The sequence below is a fragment of the Pseudomonas sp. TE36184 genome (assembly GCF_054060055.1).
The window spans coordinates 894,966-912,525 of sequence record NZ_JBSSCU010000001.1 but is presented as its reverse complement, the minus strand read 5'-3'; the positions used below and the strand labels follow the sequence as shown (position 1 = coordinate 912,525).

Sequence of the window (17,560 nt, the reverse complement as noted above, 5' to 3'; positions counted from 1 at the left end):
AACCAGGCCCGTCACAGCGGCGTGTGAAAAACCTGGCGCGTGACTTGCTAGGAATACGCATACCAAGCAGTCAACGCAGACTGCCACTCACGACAAAGGCGCCGTGTAATCCCCGTTTCCAACGGAGGGTTGCAGGGCGTTTTTTTATGGGCGGCAGAAATGATCCGAGGGTTACCGATGGCAAACCAAAGTGTACGCAGCGTGTGTCCTTATTGTGGCGTGGGCTGCGGCATCGTCATGCAGGTCGAGCACAACCGCGTGGTCAAGGTGATCGGCGACAAGGCCCACCCCACCAACGCCGGCCGGCTCTGCACCAAAGGCACCACCTGCGGGCAAGCCATCGCCGAGTCCGGCCGCATGGAAAACGCCTACCTGCGCCAGGCGCGGGAGCATGACCCGGTGCGGATCGGCATGGACAAGGCCATCAGCGAAACCGCCGGCCGCTTGCGCGCCATCCTCGACCGCGATGGCCCGGACGCCCTGGCGTTCTACGTGTCCGGGCAGATGTCGCTGGAAGCCCAGTACCTGATCAACAAATTGGCCAAGGGCTTTGTGCGGACCGCGCATATCGAATCCAACTCACGCCTGTGCATGGCCAGCGCCGGCAGCGGCTACAAACTCTCCCTCGGTGCCGACGGGCCGCCCGGCTCGTATGAAGACTTCGACCGCGCCGACCTGTTCTTCGTGATCGGCGCCAACATGGCCGACTGTCACCCGATCCTGTTCCTGCGCATGATGGACCGGGTCAAGGCCGGCGCCAGACTGATCGTGGTCGACCCGCGGCGCAGCGCCACGGCCGACAAGGCCAACCTGTTCCTGCCGATCAAACCGGGCACCGACCTCGCGCTGCTCAACGGTTTGCTGCACCTGCTGGTGAAAAACGGGCACACCGACCCGGCCTTTATCGCCGCGTTCACCGAAGGCTGGGAGGCCATGCCCGGCTTTCTGGAAGACTACCCGCCGCAGCGGGTCGCCGAACTGACCGGCCTGGCCGAAGCCGACATCCGCCAAGCCGCCGACTGGATCGGCCAGGCCGCCGAGTGGATGAGCTGCTGGACCATGGGCCTCAACCAAAGCACCCACGGCACCTGGAACACCAACGCGCTGTGCAACCTGCACCTGGCCACCGGCGCGATCTGCCGCCCCGGCAGCGGGCCGTTCTCCCTGACCGGGCAACCCAACGCCATGGGCGGTCGTGAAATGGGCTACATGGGCCCCGGCCTGCCTGGGCAGCGCTCGGTGCTGGTCGACGCCGACCGCGCATTTATCGAAGCACTGTGGGACCTGCCCGCCGACAGCCTGCCGCGCCAGGCCGGCAGTGGCACCGTGGGCATGTTCGAACAAATGGCGGCCGGGCAGATCAAAGCCTGCTGGATCATCTGCACCAATCCGGTGGCCAGCGCGCCCAATCGCCAGACCGTGATCGAAGCGCTGCAAAGCGCCGAACTGGTGATCACCCAGGATGCGTTCCTCGATACCGAGACCAATCGCTACGCCGACATCCTCTTGCCCGGCGCGCTGTGGGCCGAAGCCGAAGGGGTGATGATCAACTCTGAGCGCAACCTGACCCTGATGCAAAAAGCCGTGGAGCCACCCGGCGAGTCGCTGGCCGACTGGCAGATCATCGCCAGGGTCGCGTGCGAAATGGGCTTCGCCGACGCCTTCACGTATGCGTCCGCCGCCGAGGTGTTCGACGAGATCAAGCGCGCCTGGAACCCCGCCACCGGCTACGACATTCGCGGCGCCAGCCATGCGCGCCTGCGCGAACGACCGCTGCAATGGCCGTGCGCGTCGATTGAGGCCGCAGAGCGCAACCCGATCCGCTACTTGAATAACGGCATCAGCCAGCCCCTCAAGACCGACGCCGATGGCCGCCAGCCGACGATCGTTTTCGCCACCGAACACGGCAAAGCCCGGTTTTTCCCACGCCCGCACCTGTCCCCGGCGGAAATGCCCGATGAAGCGTTCCCGTTCGTGCTCAACACCGGCCGCCTGCAACACCAGTGGCACACCCTGACCAAGACCGGCAAGGTCGCCACGCTGAACAAACTCAACCCCGGCCCTTTCGTGGAAATCCACCCCGACGACGCCGCCAGCCTGGGCATCAAGCACAAAGACCCGGTCGAGGTGCGCTCACGACGCGGCCGCGCCGTGCTGCCCGCGGTGATCAGTGACCGTGTGCGGGCGGGCAACTGTTTTGCGCCGTTTCACTGGAACGATGTGTTCGGCGACAACCTGGCGATCAACGCCGTGACCCATGACGCGGTCGACCCGATTTCGTTGCAGCCCGAGTTCAAGTTCTGTGCGGTCGCCCTGCAACGGGTCGAACTGATCGAGCACCAGTTCCTCGATGTATCGGCACCGGCCGCCCACCCCGTTTCCCCCTTAACAGAGGAACTCGCCATGTCGCGCCTCGACGCCTTCGCCGACCTGGTCGGCATCCGCAACCTGCCGTCGCCGTCATTGAGCGACAATGAGCGCACCTACCTCGCCGGTTTTCTCAGTGGCCTGCAATCCAGTGCTGCGCGCCAGGCCAGCGGTGTTCCGACGCTGCCGGCGAATGCGCCCGTGGCCAGGGACGCGCGGCTGTGGCTGGACGGCCTGTTAGGCGGTTTGTTCAGCCGCACCGAGGCCAGCGCCGTGGCACCGGCGCCCGCTGCCGACATCCCGGCCGTCACCTTGCTGTGGGCCTCGCAAACCGGCAACGCCGAAGCCTTGGCCGAGCGCTTTGCCCAACGCCTGCGCGCCGGCGGCATCGCGGTGGAGCTGAGCGCAATGGCGGACTTCCCCGCGAGCAAACTGGCGCACACGCAGAACCTCGCGCTGATCAGCAGCACCTTCGGCGACGGCGACCCGCCGGACAACGGCGAAGGTTTCTGGCACAGCCTGACCCTGGCCGAAACCCGCCTGGAGTCGCTGCGCTTCGCGGTACTGGCGTTGGGCGATCCCAACTACGACCAGTTCTGCCAGCACGGCAAACAACTCGACCGGCGCCTGCTCGAATTGGGCGCCACGCGCTTGCTGGAGCGCGTCGACTGCGATACCGAGTTCGAAGAGCGCGCCGATGCCTGGTTCACGCAGTTCCTACACACCCTCAACCCGGCAACGCCCGTCGCGCTCGCCACGCCGAGCGGCAAACCCAAGCCTCATGCGTCACGGTTGCTGCTCAACCTGCACCTGAACCAGCAAAGCCCGCACAAGGAAACCCGCCAGTTCTCCCTGGACCTGGCGGACTCCGCGCTGACCTACGAAGCCGGCGACGCCCTGGGAGTGATGCCACGCAACTGCCCGGAACTGGTCAGCGAGTTGCTCGAGCTGACGCGCCTGGGTTCCAGCACCTGCGTAAACATCGACAGACTCGGCGACGTGCCGCTGCACCAGGCCCTGACCGAGCACTTTGAAATTGCCCGGCCCAACAGCGAGACCCTGGCCTTCATTGCCGCACGCAGCGCCAAGCCAGGCCTGAAACACCTGCTCGAACCTGAGCGCAAAGCCGAACTGAAAGATTGGCTGTGGGGCCGGCAACTGGCGGACGTGCTGCACGAATACCCCGTCGACTGCTCGGCGGACGAACTGCTCGGCACGCTCAAGCGCCTGCAACCGCGCTTGTATTCGATCGCGTCCAGCGCCAAGGCGTACCCGCGTGAAGTCCACCTCACCGTGGCGGCCGTGCGCTACGGCAAGCGCAAGGGGGTGTCGTCCACCTTCCTCGCCGACCGTGCCGGCGACGGCGAAGTGCCGGTGTTCGTGCAGCCCTCCAAGCACTTCCGGCTTCCCGCCGACGGTGATGTGCCGATCATCATGATCGGCCCCGGCACCGGCGTGGCGCCCTTCCGCGCGTTTTTGCAGGAACGTCGGGCCCTGGGGCATCAGGGCCGCAACTGGCTGTTTTTCGGTGAGCAACATGCGGCGAGCGATTTTTACTACCAGGATGAACTGCAGGGCATGCAGCGCGACGGTTTGCTCAGCCACCTGAGCCTGGCGTTTTCCCGCGACCAGGCGCAGAAGATCTACGTGCAGGATCGCATCCGCGAACACGGCGCCGAGCTGTGGCGCTGGCTGCAGGAAGGCGCGCAGTTGTATATCTGCGGGGATGCCAGCCACATGGCCAAGGATGTCGACCAGGCCCTGCGCCAGGTTGCCCATCGCCACGGCGGGCTGGGCGTCGAGAGCGCCGTCGATTACTGGCGGCGGATGAGTGAGCAGAAGCGTTACTTGCGCGATGTCTACTGAGCCGTGACAGTACGGTCACGCCGCGTCAGTGTCGGCGTGACCGATGACATCAGCGCTGAAATCCCGCGTGTAGAACGCCAATATTGCCACCTGGGTGGCGGGAGCGGCTTCGCTCCAGTCAGCCCTCATCCTGCAGTTGCGCCTCAAGCCAGGCCAACAGCGCCATCACCTCGGGGCGGTTGCCGCCGCCCCGCTGTCGGTAGACCGAGAGCGCCTGCGGTAAATGCACGCTCTCGACACACGGCCTTACCAGCGCCCCGCTTTCAATCAGCCGGCTCGCGGTGCGCCGCCAGCCCATGGCGATCCCATGCCCTTCGACAGCGGCCTGGAGCATCAGCGGGTAGCTGTCGAACGTGGCGCTGCGCGCGTCGCTGGCCAGCGTCTGACCGAACACCTGCAACCAGCTGTCCCACTCCATCAAATGGGGCGGCTCGGAGCTGTGGTGCAAAAACGTACAGGGCTGCAGCTCGCTGAGGTGCAGCGGTCGTTCCGCACTCAGGTAGGCCGGGCTGCACACCGGGAACACCTCGTCGGCGGCAGAGAACATCAACGCATGCGGCCCGCTGGCGCGCCGCGTGCTTTGCAGGGCCACATCGAAGTGGTCATTGAATTCGGCGAGAGGCCGGGTGGACGTCACCACTTGGATTTCGATGGCCGGGTATTGCTGGTGGAAGGTCGACAGGCGCGGCATCAGCCAATAAAACGCTTCGCACAACTGACAGAGCAGGACCACACGGTTGCGCTGGGGCGTCGCACGCAGAGCAGTGGCCTTCTCGCTGATGCTGAGCAGTGCCTGGCTGACCACCTGCGCCAGTTCACGCCCCTCTTGCGTGAGAAACACCGCGCGATTGCGCCGGCAGAACAGTTTCACCCCGACGTTGTCCTCAAGCCCGCGGATCTGCCGACTGACGGCGGCCTGGGTGATGTGCAGCTCATCGGCGGCCCTGGAGAAACTCTCCAGGCGCGCCGCCGCCTCGAAGGGCAACAAGCTGGCGAGCGGCGGTAAGGTCTTGCCGAACATATTCATAATCTGAAGTTATGCATTCAGGGCCGAGAACTCGTTTGTAGCACAGCATCGGGGTTATGCACCATGCAGGCACGGCCTCATGGATAAGCCTGATGACCGCCGCGCACTCCTCAATATTTGCCGGTGTCGGGCGGCGTGTTCATAACCGTTCGCATCATCCTCACAGGAGACTCATCGATGACCATCGCGCGTGACGCCATTGCATTACCCGACACCTTTGATTTCCACGGCCAGGCCGTGCGCTGGGGGCACATCGGCACGGCGGGACCGGCGCTGGTGATGGTTCACGGCACGCCCTTCTCGTCCCAGGTCTGGCGGCGTATTGCGCCGTTGTTCGCGCAACGGTGTCGCGTGTTCTATTACGACCTGCTCGGCTACGGCCAGTCGGAAAAAGCCTCCGGCCAGGACGTCTCCCTCGGCATGCAAAACACCCTGCTCACGGCGCTGCTCAAGCATTGGCAACTGGACCGCCCGCACGTGCTCGCCCACGACTTCGGCGGTGCCACGGCGCTGCGCGCCCATCTGCTGGATGGCTGCAACTACGCCAGCCTGACCTTGGTCGATCCCGTCGCGATGGCGCCCTGGGGCTCCCCGTTGATCCAGCACGTGCGTCTGCACGAATCGGCGTTCAGCGAAGCACCGGCATATATCCACGAGGCAATTGTGCGCGCCTACATCCAAGGTGCCGCCTTCAAGCCACTGCCGGCCGACGTACTGCAAACCTATGTCGCACCGTGGACCGGCGAAACAGGCCAGATGGCCTTTTATCGACAGATCGCACAGATGGATCAACGCTACACCGACGCGATCGAACAGCGACTCGCCGAGATCCGCTGCCCGGTGACGCTGCTGTGGGGCGAGGAAGATCAGTGGCTCGCCGTGGCGCAAGGCGATGCACTCGCGAGCCGGCTGGCGGAGCCGACCTGCATTCGCGTCCCGCACGCGGGGCATCTGGTGCAGGAAGACGCACCGGAAGCCATCGTTGCCGCGCTGATGAAGGTGCTGTTCGGCTGAATTAAACACATTGACATGATTGCCTAAGGCAACAATATAATTGCCCAAGGCAACTATTAGAGCGCACATCATGTCCACTCCCCTGCTTGTGCAGCGCGCCGGTATCGTGCGCGGCTTCAACCGTTTCTATACGCACCAGATCGGCGTGCTGCAGGAACACCTGCTGCAAAGCGACTTCTCCCTCACCGAAATCCGGGTGATGTACGAACTGTCCTCGCGTGGCGACCTGACCAGCGCCGACTTGTGTCAGATGCTCAGTCTCGACGCGGGTTATTTGAGCCGGTTGATCAGCGGGCTAGAGAAGAAGGGCTTGATCCAGAAAGTCCGCTCGATCACCGATGCGCGCGCGGTGCAACTGCACCTCAGCGACCTCGGCCGGTCAGTCCTGGCTCCGCTGGAAGAGAAAACCCAGCAAGAAGTCATGGCCTTATTGAGTGCCTTGCCCGAGCCGCAACAACAGCAATTGACCGCAGCCATGCAGCGCATTCAGACGTTGCTGCAAGGCAGCACGCCGAACTACGTGTTGCGCGACCCCCAACCTGGCGATATGGGCCTGGTGGTGCAGCAGCAATCGGCACTGTATGCGCGAGAATACCAATGGAATTGGGAGTTCGAAGCGTTGGTGGCGGAGATTGTCGCCAAGTACCTGCGCGAGTTCGACCCGACCCGTGAGCGCTGCTGGATCGCGGAGAAAGACGGCGCGGTGGTGGGCTCAGTGTTCGTCGTGCGCCATGACGACAGCACCGCTAAGTTGCGCATGCTCTACGTCGACGCGAGTGCGCGGGGCCTGGGCATCGGCCAGCGTCTGGTGGACGAATGCCTGCGCTTTGCCCGACATGCCGGGTACACGCGCATGATGCTGTGGACCATGAGCGCCCTCACCGACGCACGCAGGCTCTACCAGAAAGCCGGTTTTGAGCTGGTTGAAGAAGAGCCCACCCTCAGTTTCGGCAAACCATTGGTCAGCCAGACCTGGGCGCGTGCGTTGTGATGCGGGGCTGGCACGACTCAAGCCCCGCCCGGTTTACAGATCGGTGATTTCCTTGTGGCGCGGCACGAGCGTCTTCATCACGCTCCAGGCCACCAGGTACGCCAGCGCACAGATCGCGAACATGATCATGTAGCCGGTGTGGATATCGCCGATGGACTTGTAATAATCGAACACCCAGCCGCCGACCTTGGTCATTACCACCCCGCCCAGGCCACCGGCCATGCCGCCGATACCGACCACCGAGGCCACGGTTTTCTGCGGGAACATGTCGGACACGGTAGTGAAGATATTGCACGACCACGCCTGGTGCGCCGACGCTCCCACGCCGATCAGCAACACCGGCACCCAGAAGCTGATGTAGCCCAACGGTTGCGCCAGCAGCACCACCAGCGGGAACAGCGCGATGACCAACATGGCTTTCATGCGGCCGTCGTAGGGCGCATCACCACGCGCCATGAAGTAGCTGGGGAACCAGCCGCCGCCGATGCTGCCGACCATGGTCATGCTGTACAGCACCGCCAGCGGCATGACGATATCGGCGCCTTTCATGCCGTACTGCGCCGACAGATAAGTCGGCAGCCAGAACAGGAAAAACCACCACACGCCGTCAGTCATGAACTTGCCGAAGGCAAAGGCCCAGGTCTGGCGATAGGTCAGCAGCTTGAACCATGAGACTTTTTGCGACGCCGCGCCTGCAGCCTGCGCGGTGAACGGCTGGACCGTCTGATCGCTGCGGATGTAGGCCAGTTCCTCGGCCGACAGGCGTTTTTGCTGATCGGGCTTTTCATACAGCGCGGCCCACACCGCGACCCAGATGAAGCCGAGCATGCCGATGATCATGAACGCCGCTTCCCAACCCCACACCCCGGCGATCAGCGGCACACAGATCGGCGCCAGGATCGCGCCGACGTTGGCGCCCGAGTTGAAAATGCCGGTGGCCAGCGAGCGTTCTTTCTTGGGGAAGTACTCGGCGGTGGCCTTGATCGCAATCGGGAAGTTGCCCGCCTCGCCGATCGCCAGTACCGCACGGGACAGCATAAAGCCCGCGATCGACACCGGAATCACCGCCAGGCCAATCGCGCCGCTCACGGCCGCGATCCCCTCACCCATCGGCACCGCGAACGCATGCATGATGGCGCCGGTGGACCAGATGCCGATTGCCACGACATAGGCCGCCTTGGTGCCGATCTTGTCGACGAACCGCCCGGCGAACAGCATGGAAATCGCATAAACAAACTGGAACACCGCCGCAATGTTCGCGTAATCGGTGTTGCTCCAGCCAAATTGCGTGGACAACTGTGGCGCCAACAGGCTGAGCACCTGGCGGTCGAGGTAGTTGACGGTGGTGGCGAAGAACAGCATCGCGCAGATGGTCCAGCGATAGTTGCCTACCGCTTGGCCCACGCGATGGGCGTTGATGGGCTCGTTCAAGTTCATGGCATCACTTTTTATTTTTGTTAGATAAGACATATGTAACGTCATATGTCGTCGTACAACTGTGACTTTTATAGCGGGCGCCCTCTGCGCTGTCAATCTGAAAGATTGCCGTTTATCTGGGTATTCTGCGGATACAGCGCTGACCATGAAAACCATGGTTGTAGGATGACACGCCAAATCGCCAAGTTCGGCGCCTCACTGAGGACATCGTCGAGCACGCCGCATTCCCTGTGTGAGAGGGAGCGCAAAAACACGTTCAGGAAGTGGCTGTCTCGTAAAGGCGAATCTTCCGACATTAATCACCGAGACCAAATCTTTACTCTTCGGGCTTTCGCGCCTAGGAGTAAAAGGAATGGCTTCCAGCGTATTACCGAGCGTTTTCTTCGACCATCGTCGGCACACGCTCACTGTCCGCGATGTTGACGAGCCGCTCGACGTCCTGGCCTTCGAGGGCACAGAAGGCCTGAGCCAACCATTCAACTATGCTGTGGAATTCACCAGCACCGACGGCGACATTGCCGCTGAAAAGGTGCTCGGCCAAAACGCCTGCTTCAGTCTGTACGGGGCGCCGCAGCCTCCGCCCTTTCGCGGCCTGAGCGTGCCCTCGAGCGAACCGCTGCGTGTCTTGCACGGCGTGGTTACCGGCTTCAAACGCCTGTCCGGCTCCGTTGATGAAGCCCGCTACGAAATCACTCTGCAACCGCGCCTGGCCCTGCTTGGGCGAGGCCGCCAGTTCCGCATTTATCAACACCAATCTGTCCCGCAGATCGTCGAAAGCATCCTGCGCAGCCGCCACGACTTTGAAGGCCAGGACTTCCTCTTCAAGCTGGTGCGCGAATACCCCAGGCGCGAGCAGGTCATGCAATATGGCGAAAGCGACCTGGCCTTTATCTCGCGCTTATTGGCCGATGTGGGCATCTGGTATCGCTTCACCCACGATGAGCGGTTGAACATCGACGTGGTGGAATTTCACGACGACCAGCGTCATTACACGTTCGATGTCGAGCTGGCCTACCGCCCGCAATCCGGGCTCAGCAGCGGCGGAAAAGACAGCACGTGGGGCCTGCAATCGAGCCACCACGTAGTGGAAAAACGCGTCAACATCCGCACCTACCATCACCGCGTGGCCAACGCTCACCTGAATGGCGAGATCGACCAAACGCGTGGCGCCAGCGGTACCTACGGCGAGGCTTATCACTACGCCGAAGCGTACACGGGGATGGGCGACCGATACGCCCATGACGAAGACCTGCAAAGCGAAAGTGGCTACTTCTATGCTCGCCTGCGTCACGAGCGTTACCTCAACGGCCAGACCCGACTCAGCGGCGTCAGCAGTAGCGCCGCCCTGGCGCCCGGCCAGGTCCTGAACATCTCCGGCGGCGCGCCGCAGGCCTTTGCTCCCGGCGCGGTGATCACGCAACTGACCACCCACGCCGCCCGCGATCGCAGTTTTGAAATCAACTTTGAAGCCATTCCCTACTCGGAAACCGTTTGCTTTCGCCCAGCACTGCCGCCAAAACCTCGGATCGCCGGCACCGTCCCGGCCCGCGTCACCAGCCCGCAGGAGCACGACCCCTACGGCCACATCGACATCGAAGGCCGCTACAAGGTCAATTTCCTGTTCGACCGCGACACCTGGAAACCCGGCGAAGAAAGCCTCTGGCTCCGCCTGGCCAGGCCCTACGCCGGCGACACCCACGGCTTGCACCTGCCGTTGATCCCCGGCACCGAAGTGGCGATCGCCTTTGAACAAGGCGACCCCGACCGGCCCTACATCGCCCATGCCCTGCACGACAGCCAGCATCCTGACCATGTGACCTTGCGCAACTACAAACGCAACGTCTTGCGCACCCCCGCCAATAACAAATTGCGCATGGACGACACGCGAGGGCAAGAACACGTGAAGCTCAGTACTGAGCACAGTGGTAAGAGCCAGCTCAACCTGGGGCATTTGGTTGATGCCAAGCGCCAACCGCGAGGCCAGGGCGCGGAGTTGCGGACCGATGGGCATGCCGCCATTCGTGCCGGCAGTGGGATCTTGATCAGTGCCGACGCACAACCCAAGGCTCAGGGACACATGCTGGAAATGAGCGCCGCGCTGGGCCGGTTGCAACAGGCGAGTGACCAGTTGGAAGGATTATCGACCGATGCCCAGGCCGCCAACGCAGATCCAGCGGATGTGCAAGCGCAACTGAAATTGATGCGAGACCAGCTCGATCAACTCAAGGCCTCGGTCGTATTGCTCAGCGCCCCCCAAGGCGTTGCCGTCACCAGCGGCCAGCACCTGCAATTGGCCGCTCAGGACAACCTGATGATCAACGCCGGAGCCGAGGCGGATATCAGTGTGGTCAAGCGCCTGTTCATCGGCGTGGGACAAGGGGTAAGCCTGTTCGTGCGCAAGCTGGGCATCCAATTGATCGCCAACCAGGGCCCGGTAAAGATCCAGGCACAAAACGACGCGCTGCAACTGATGGCCCGCCATGGTTTGGAGATCATCAGCAGCGAAGATGAAATCCGTATCGTCGCGAAGCAGAAAATCACCCTGAATGCCGGTGGCAGCTACATCACCCTTGATAAGAACTGCATCGAGTCAGGGACCCTGGGCGACTACCTGATCAAATCGGCGTACTTCGAAGCCCTCGGTCCAGCCAGCCAGAAAGCCGCAGATCCGGAGTACCCACAAAGCCTGTTCAAACAAGCGCTGCGGTTCAACGTGCCGCAAACCCCCAATGCCCCTGATCAAGGCTGGGCAGGCATGCCCTACACGCTCTACGCCGATGGTGCAGTGCTCAATCACGGCGTATTGGACAAGTCCGGGCAAGTGTCGATCGACCACGCGGTCGTGACGCAGCAGTACCGAATGGTGTTGGCCAACGGGGTGAGCTACCAGATCCCGGTGCCTACTGACTATCGCAATGCCGAACAAGCACACCTGGCCAATGGCGGCATGCACAACCACCTCTCACGAGCCGACACCGAGGTGAGCCAACCCACATCGCACACGGATCACCGTGCCCTGTATGCCGCCGTGATCAATGACCAGGAAGGGAAAACTTCATGACTGAACCCGATATCGTCGCCCCCGTTGCCCTGCAACACACACAGCAGGTGACCTGCTCCGCGCCCTGGTACGTGCCGAACACCGAGTACCCTCCTGCGAAAGCCACCTATAAGCCGCTGATCAACGGTGAAGAAGCCTTCGAGGCCGTGCATCTGGCTATCGCCCAAGCCACTAAAACCATCGACATCATCTGCTGGGGGTTTCAACCGTCGATGTACTTTATCCGCGATGGCAGTGCCCCAAGCATTGGCGAACTGCTGATGACCAAAGCCGGGAAAGGGATCGAGGTTCGGGTGCTCGGTTGGGAGATGCCGTTCAATGCTGCGGGCGCAGGGGGCGAGGCCAACCTTCCCGGTAAAGGACCGCTTCGTATCGAGGATCGGGCGATGCAGAGCTCCACCGCTGACCAATATACCGAAGATCGGAAATGGTTTTCCCGATGTGCATTCGCCGATCACTTAGCGCCCGCGATCCGAGTGGCTCGTAATGTGCCGGTGTTTGTCGGCCGCGGTTTCAGCATGTATGAACGGGCTGAAATTGCCTATCAGGCCAAATACAAAAGCCTCGACCCACAGCTCAGCCTCAGCACGTTGGGCGTGCTGGCCAGCACTGCGACCCACCATCAGAAGACCGTCCTGATCGACTATGAACAGACAGACCGCGCCGTTGGTTTTGTCATGGGCCACAACATGCTCGACGAGTACTGGGACACCGACAAGCACTCAGCACTGAACCGCACCGAGGGCAGCAAGCCTGCACCCAATCGCGGGCCGCGTGGCAACACACCACGCCAGGATATTTCCAGCCAGATCAGCGGGCCGATTCTGGAGCACCTGCACCATAACTTCGCCACCGCCTGGCGCAAGGAAACCGGCGAAGACCTGCTCGCATCGCGCAAAGCGATGGCGGTGGCACCCCAACTGCAATGCGCCCCCGGCGTCACCCGCCAGTTGGCCCAAATCGTGCGTACCCAGGCACAAGACGGCAAGCGCGATATCGAAAAGATCTACCTGAAGGCGGTCAACAACGCGACCCAATTCATCTACATCGAGAACCAGTACTTTCGCTGGCCGCCATTGGCCGAGGCCATCAAAGCGGCGGCCGAAGTCCAAACCGGCGCTGGGCGTGATCCGGGCCTGCATGGAAATTTACACCTGTTTGTAATCACCAATGCCAGCCCAGACGGCGTGGGGCCGGGGAGCTTGAACACCCAGCGCATGCTCGAAAGCCTCGGACGCGGCGATACCATTCCTGAAATCACCAAGTTGCAGCGCATTGAACAGGCCAAAGCCCAAGCCAACGCGCAGACGCCGACCTTGGCTGAACTGCTTGAGCGACAAGCCTTGCTCACGTTGACCAGCCTGACCGACGCACTGGGGGGTGGCGAGATAAGCGATAAGGCCCGTGACGCCCAACGGGACGCCGCCAGAAACAATGCGTCTCGACAGATAGCTCTCAAAGCCCAGATCGCGGCGATTGAGCAAAGCACGCTTGAACCAGAGTCGCGCCCAGGCCTGAAAATCCACGTGTGCTCGCTGGTCGCGCCTGATTCGCCGGCGGGGCAGCAGTGGATGCCGGTGTACATCCATTCCAAGCTGATGATCGTCAATGACGTGTTCACCACCCACGGCTCGGCGAATATCAACACGCGCAGCATGCAGGTGGATAGCGAGCTGAACATTGCGCATGAGTGGATGAGTGTGACGCGGGCGTTGCGGCGCAGGTTGTGGGATCTGCATACGAATGGGAGGGGGGCGCAGGATGATCCGAAGGAGGCGTTCGATGCTTGGACGGGCATCATCAAAAAAAACAAAGATCTCCAGGCAGATAAGAAAACAGGAGTGCCCTGGGCCCCACTTGTCAAATTTCACTACGGCGAAAAGATCGTGAAGGACCTTGACTGATGTGCAGACTCCTATTGCTGACAAGCCTGCTGCTGGCTGCCTGCGATAACGGCAGCGCCCCTACTCACCCTACTCAGGACCCTGCCGTGAACCCACTGACCGAGATCAAAACCAAGCTGGCCTTTACCTGTGTACACGAGCAAATTCCTTCGCCGTCCGCCGAGGCCGATGAGCTATTCCAATACGCTCGCTGGCTCCAGAAAAACAACCTGCTCAAGCAGGATAAGGCGGTCGATCTGGAGATCGAACGGCTGTACCGTATTGCGTCCGAGAATGGCCATTACAAAGCCAACATCAACCTGCAAAACGGCACCATGCGCGGCCACTTCACGCTCAGCGGTGCCGAACACCTGCGCCTGAGTCAGCAACTGATCGACGTGAACGTGGCAACGGGATATTACTTTATCGGCGTTTTCCTGAAGAACGGTTCTGCCGGACTGAAGCAGGATACGGCTATGTCATTGCGCTATTTTCGCAAGGCGGCCGATCAGGGCAGTGCCCACGCTCAGTACTCTGTGGGTGACAAGCTGGCACCGAGCGACATGGCCCCAGAGGTCGCCCGCCAGATGCGCCGTTGCGCCGCCGAGCAGGGACATGGTGATGCGGCTTCCGACCTGGGTGTCAATCTTCAAGGACTGGGCCAATACCAGAGCGCACTTGAGGCATTCCAATTGGGAGTGGCTGCGGGAGATGACACCTCGGCATCTTTTTTGAGTAAAGGCTTCCTTGGTCCTCCTTCTACCGATGGACTGTACTACCTCGGCCAACAGAAAGACCTCGAACGTGCTGACCGCTATAAAAAAATCTGGAGCCTGCTAGCGGACTACTCCTACGCCAACCCCAAAGTCCCCGAAATCAACGACATCCTCCCCCTACCCCCAGCCAAACTCCCCGCCTGGGACGGCAAACTGCAATGGCTGGAAGCACGCCTGGCCAACGTCCCACCAGAAAAGCCCAGCGAAGCGCTGATCCAGCAGTTGGCCAAAGCCAAACTCCTTGAACCTACAACCGGCAGACCCACGCCCGACTCCCCCGCGTTCATCAAGGCCAGCTACCCCGAACCGACCTGCACCAGCGGCCAGGCCTGCCCCCAGACTGGCTATTGGCGGGCATTCAGCCTGAGTCGCGATGTTTACGCGCGGTTCAACGATGGCGTGATCCGCCGTTTCGAGAAGAACGAGATCATGCCCACCCTGCAGATTGAGAGTCACAAGCCGCGTTTTTTGCTGCCCGACATCATCACAGTCAATGAGGAAAGCATCGAATGGCGGCTGTTGGGGTGAGGCATGCAAGGCATCTTTCGCGTCGGCGACAAGACAACGGGCGGCGGTACGGCTCTATCGGTCGCGTCGACATTATTAGGATGGAAAGACCGTGAAGGAACTCGATTGATGCGCCGATTGCTTCTGCTATCAAGCCTGCTGTTGGCCGCCTGTAATAACGGCGATGCCCTTACTTACCTGAACCAGGACCTTCCCATGAACCCGATCGCCGAGGCTAAGGAAAAACTGACCTTTACCTGCGTACACGAGACTATTCCCCAACCGTCGGCCGGAGCCGACGTTCTATTCCAGTACGCCCGCTGGTTGCAGAAAAATAACCAGCTCAAGCAGGACGAGACCGTCGACGCCGAGATCGAGCGCCTGTACCGGATTGCTGCCGAGAATGGCCATTACAAAGCCAACATCAACCTGCAAAACGGCACCATGCGCGGCCACTTCACGCTCAGTGGCGACGAACACCTGCGCCTGAGTCAGCAACTGATCGACGCGAATGTGGCGACGGGGTACTACTTTATCGGCCTCTTTCTGAAAAGCGGCTCGGCTGGGCTGAAGCAGGATACGGCCATGTCATTGCGTTACTTTCGTAAGGCCGCCGATCAGGGCAGCGCGCAAGCCCAATACGAAGTGGGGGACATACTGGCGCCGATTGACATCGCGCCGGACGTTGCTCGGCAAATGCGCCGCTGTGCAGCAGAACAGGGCAATGGTAAGGCCGCTGGCGCTCTGGGCGTAAACCTTCAAAGCAATGATCAGTACCAGGAGGCACTTGAGGCATTTCAATTGGGCGTGATGGCGGGTGATGAAACCTCTGCGGGTTGGTTGGAAGATGGCTTCCGTGGTCCTCCTCCCTCCGATAAATTGGACTACCTCGGCCAGCAGGAGGACCTTGAGCGCGCCGAACGCTATGAAAAAATCTGGCGAATTCTCGCAAACTACTCCTATGCTGCCCCCAAAGTCCCCGAAATCAACGACATCCTCCCCTTACCTCCCGCCAAACTCCCCACCTGGGACGGCAAACTGCAATGGCTAGAAGCACGCCTGGCCAATGTCCCGCCAGAAAAGCCCAGCGAAGCGCTGATCCAGCAGTTGGCCAAAGCCAAACTCCTTGAACCTGCAACCGGCATACCCACACCCGACTCCCCCGCGTTCATCAAGGCCAGCTACCCCGAACCGACCTGTTCCAGCGGCCAGGCCTGCCCCCAGACTGGCTATTGGCGGGCATTCAGCCTGAGTCGCGATGTTTATGCGCGGCTCAGCGATGGCGTGATCCGCCGTTTCGAGAAGAACGAGATCATGCCCACCCTGCAGATTGAGAGTCACAAGCCGCGTTTTTTGCTGCCCGACATCATAACGGTCAATGAGGAAAGCATCGAATGGCGGCTGTTGGGGTGAGGCATCTTTCGCGTCGGCGACAAGACAACCGGCGGCGGTACGGCTCTATCGGTCGCGTCGACATTATTAGGGTGGAAAGATCGTGAAGGACCTTGACTGATGCGCAGACTCCTATTGCTGACAAGCCTGCTGCTGGCTGCCTGCGATAACGGCAGCGCCCCTACTCACCCTACTCAGGACCCTGCCGTGAACCCACTGACCGAGATCAAAACCAAGCTGGCCTTTACCTGTGTACACGAGCAAATTCCTTCGCCGTCCGCCGAGGCCGATGAGCTGTTCCAATACGCTCGCTGGCTCCAGAAAAACAACCTGCTCAAGCAGGATAAGGCGGTCGATCTGGAGATCGAACGGCTGTACCGTATTGCGTCCGAGAATGGCCATTACAAAGCCAACATTAACCTGCAAAACGGCGCCATACGCGGCCACTTCGTGCTCAGTGGCGCCGAACACTTGCGCCTGAGCCAGCAACTGATCGACGCGAATGTGGCGACGGGGTACTACTTTATCGGCCTCTTTCTGAAAAGCGGTTCGGCTGGGCTAAAACAGGACCCGGAAATGGCTCTGCGCTACTTCCGCAAGGCTTCTGATCAGGGGAGTGCCCTGGCCCAAGCCTTTGTAGGCGACAAGCTGGCACCCATTAATATCGCCCCTGACATTGCTCGACAAATGCGGCGCTGTGCCGCTGAGCAGGGGCACGGTGATGCAGCTGGCGCCCTCGGCATCAACCTAAAAAATATGAGGCTCTTCCAGCAGGCACTCGAAGTGTTACAGATGGGGGTGGCTGCCGGCGACGAAAGTTCGGCCTCTCGTTTGGGCAAAGGCTTTCGTGGCCCTCAGCCTGATGACCAGTTGTACTACATTGGTCAACAGGAAGACCTTGAGCGCGCCGAGCGCTATGAAAAAATCTGGCGAATTCTCGCAAACTACTCCTATGCTGCCCCCAAAGTCCCCGAAATCAACGACATCCTCCCCCTACCCCCCGCCAAACTCCCCGCCTGGGACGGCAAACTGCAATGGCTGGAAGCACGCCTGGCCAACGTCCCACCAGAAAAGCCCAGCGAAGCACTGATCCAGCAGTTGGCCAAAGCCAAACTTCTTGAACCTGCAACCGGCAGACCCACGCCCTCCTCTCCCGCGGCTGTTGGGATGAGGTTCCATGCCTCGAATCAACTAACGGCACCCGCCCACACTTGAGCCAGGTACCGGGAGAATGGGCGC

General features: G+C 61.3%; 10 protein-coding genes. 8 read left to right on the top strand and 2 right to left on the bottom strand.

Annotated features, from left to right (window positions below; translation table 11 throughout):
- Nucleotides 1-177: 177 nt before the first annotated feature.
- Complete coding sequence (locus ACVWZP_RS04135; RefSeq protein WP_457369407.1) at nt 178-4,233, top strand: molybdopterin-dependent oxidoreductase; 4,056 nt, start codon at nt 178-180, stop codon at nt 4,231-4,233.
- Between the two features lie 118 nt (nt 4,234-4,351).
- On the opposite strand, the gene ACVWZP_RS04130 is transcribed toward ACVWZP_RS04135, so the two are convergent.
- Entirely contained in the window at nt 4,352-5,260 is a 909-nt protein-coding gene (locus tag ACVWZP_RS04130) for a LysR substrate-binding domain-containing protein (protein ID WP_457369406.1), read from the bottom strand.
- Nucleotides 5,261-5,437: 177 nt separating this feature from the next.
- On the opposite strand from ACVWZP_RS04130, the gene ACVWZP_RS04125 reads away from it, so the two are divergent.
- Complete coding sequence (locus tag ACVWZP_RS04125; protein WP_046383621.1) at nt 5,438-6,274, top strand: alpha/beta fold hydrolase; 837 nt, start codon at nt 5,438-5,440, stop codon at nt 6,272-6,274.
- A gap of 70 nt (nt 6,275-6,344) precedes the next feature.
- Nucleotides 6,345-7,265, top strand: a complete 921-nt coding sequence (locus ACVWZP_RS04120; RefSeq protein ID WP_017846427.1) for a bifunctional helix-turn-helix transcriptional regulator/GNAT family N-acetyltransferase — start codon at nt 6,345-6,347, stop codon at nt 7,263-7,265.
- Between the two features lie 33 nt (nt 7,266-7,298).
- Here the strand turns inward: ACVWZP_RS04120 and ACVWZP_RS04115 are convergent, their stop codons facing one another.
- Nucleotides 7,299-8,702, bottom strand: a complete 1,404-nt coding sequence (locus tag ACVWZP_RS04115) for an MFS transporter (RefSeq protein ID WP_017846428.1) — start codon at nt 8,700-8,702, stop codon at nt 7,299-7,301.
- A 352-nt stretch (nt 8,703-9,054) separates the two neighbouring features.
- Between ACVWZP_RS04115 and ACVWZP_RS04110 the strand changes: the two genes are divergently transcribed.
- From ACVWZP_RS04110 to ACVWZP_RS04090, 5 genes are all read left to right on the top strand, one after another.
- Nucleotides 9,055-11,763 (top strand): type VI secretion system Vgr family protein, encoded by a 2,709-nt coding sequence (locus ACVWZP_RS04110; RefSeq protein WP_457369405.1) that lies wholly within the window; start codon nt 9,055-9,057, stop codon nt 11,761-11,763.
- Nucleotides 11,760-13,667: a phospholipase gene (locus ACVWZP_RS04105; protein WP_457369404.1), complete on the top strand. Its 1,908-nt coding sequence runs from the start codon at nt 11,760-11,762 to the stop codon at nt 13,665-13,667. Before ACVWZP_RS04110 ends, ACVWZP_RS04105 begins: the two co-directional genes overlap by 4 nt.
- 86 nt (nt 13,668-13,753) lie before the next feature.
- On the top strand, nt 13,754-14,950 hold the full coding sequence (locus ACVWZP_RS04100) for an SEL1-like repeat protein (RefSeq protein ID WP_457369403.1): 1,197 nt from the start codon (nt 13,754-13,756) through the stop codon (nt 14,948-14,950).
- A gap of 3 nt (nt 14,951-14,953) precedes the next feature.
- The gene (locus ACVWZP_RS04095) at nt 14,954-16,342 is read left to right on the top strand and encodes an SEL1-like repeat protein (protein WP_457369402.1); all 1,389 of its coding nucleotides are present in this window, start codon (nt 14,954-14,956) and stop codon (nt 16,340-16,342) included.
- 99 nt (nt 16,343-16,441) lie between these two features.
- Complete coding sequence (locus ACVWZP_RS04090; protein ID WP_457369401.1) at nt 16,442-17,536, top strand: SEL1-like repeat protein; 1,095 nt, start codon at nt 16,442-16,444, stop codon at nt 17,534-17,536.
- Nucleotides 17,537-17,560: the final 24 nt, after the last annotated feature.

What these genes read in the sequence shown, in the direction of transcription:
- ACVWZP_RS04110 (WP_457369405.1), top strand. Translation starts at nt 9,055, where the DNA reads ATGGCTTCCAGCGTATTACCGAGCGTTTTCTTCGACCATCGTCGGCAC.
- ACVWZP_RS04105 (WP_457369404.1), top strand. Translation starts at nt 11,760, where the DNA reads ATGACTGAACCCGATATCGTCGCCCCCGTTGCCCTGCAACACACACAG.
- ACVWZP_RS04090 (WP_457369401.1), top strand. Translation starts at nt 16,442, where the DNA reads ATGCGCAGACTCCTATTGCTGACAAGCCTGCTGCTGGCTGCCTGCGAT.
- ACVWZP_RS04135 (WP_457369407.1), top strand. Translation starts at nt 178, where the DNA reads ATGGCAAACCAAAGTGTACGCAGCGTGTGTCCTTATTGTGGCGTGGGC.
- ACVWZP_RS04130 (WP_457369406.1), bottom strand. Translation starts at nt 5,260, where the DNA reads ATGAATATGTTCGGCAAGACCTTACCGCCGCTCGCCAGCTTGTTGCCC.
- ACVWZP_RS04120 (WP_017846427.1), top strand. Translation starts at nt 6,345, where the DNA reads ATGTCCACTCCCCTGCTTGTGCAGCGCGCCGGTATCGTGCGCGGCTTC.
- ACVWZP_RS04115 (WP_017846428.1), bottom strand. Translation starts at nt 8,702, where the DNA reads ATGAACTTGAACGAGCCCATCAACGCCCATCGCGTGGGCCAAGCGGTA.
- ACVWZP_RS04125 (WP_046383621.1), top strand. Translation starts at nt 5,438, where the DNA reads ATGACCATCGCGCGTGACGCCATTGCATTACCCGACACCTTTGATTTC.
- ACVWZP_RS04095 (WP_457369402.1), top strand. Translation starts at nt 14,954, where the DNA reads ATGCAAGGCATCTTTCGCGTCGGCGACAAGACAACGGGCGGCGGTACG.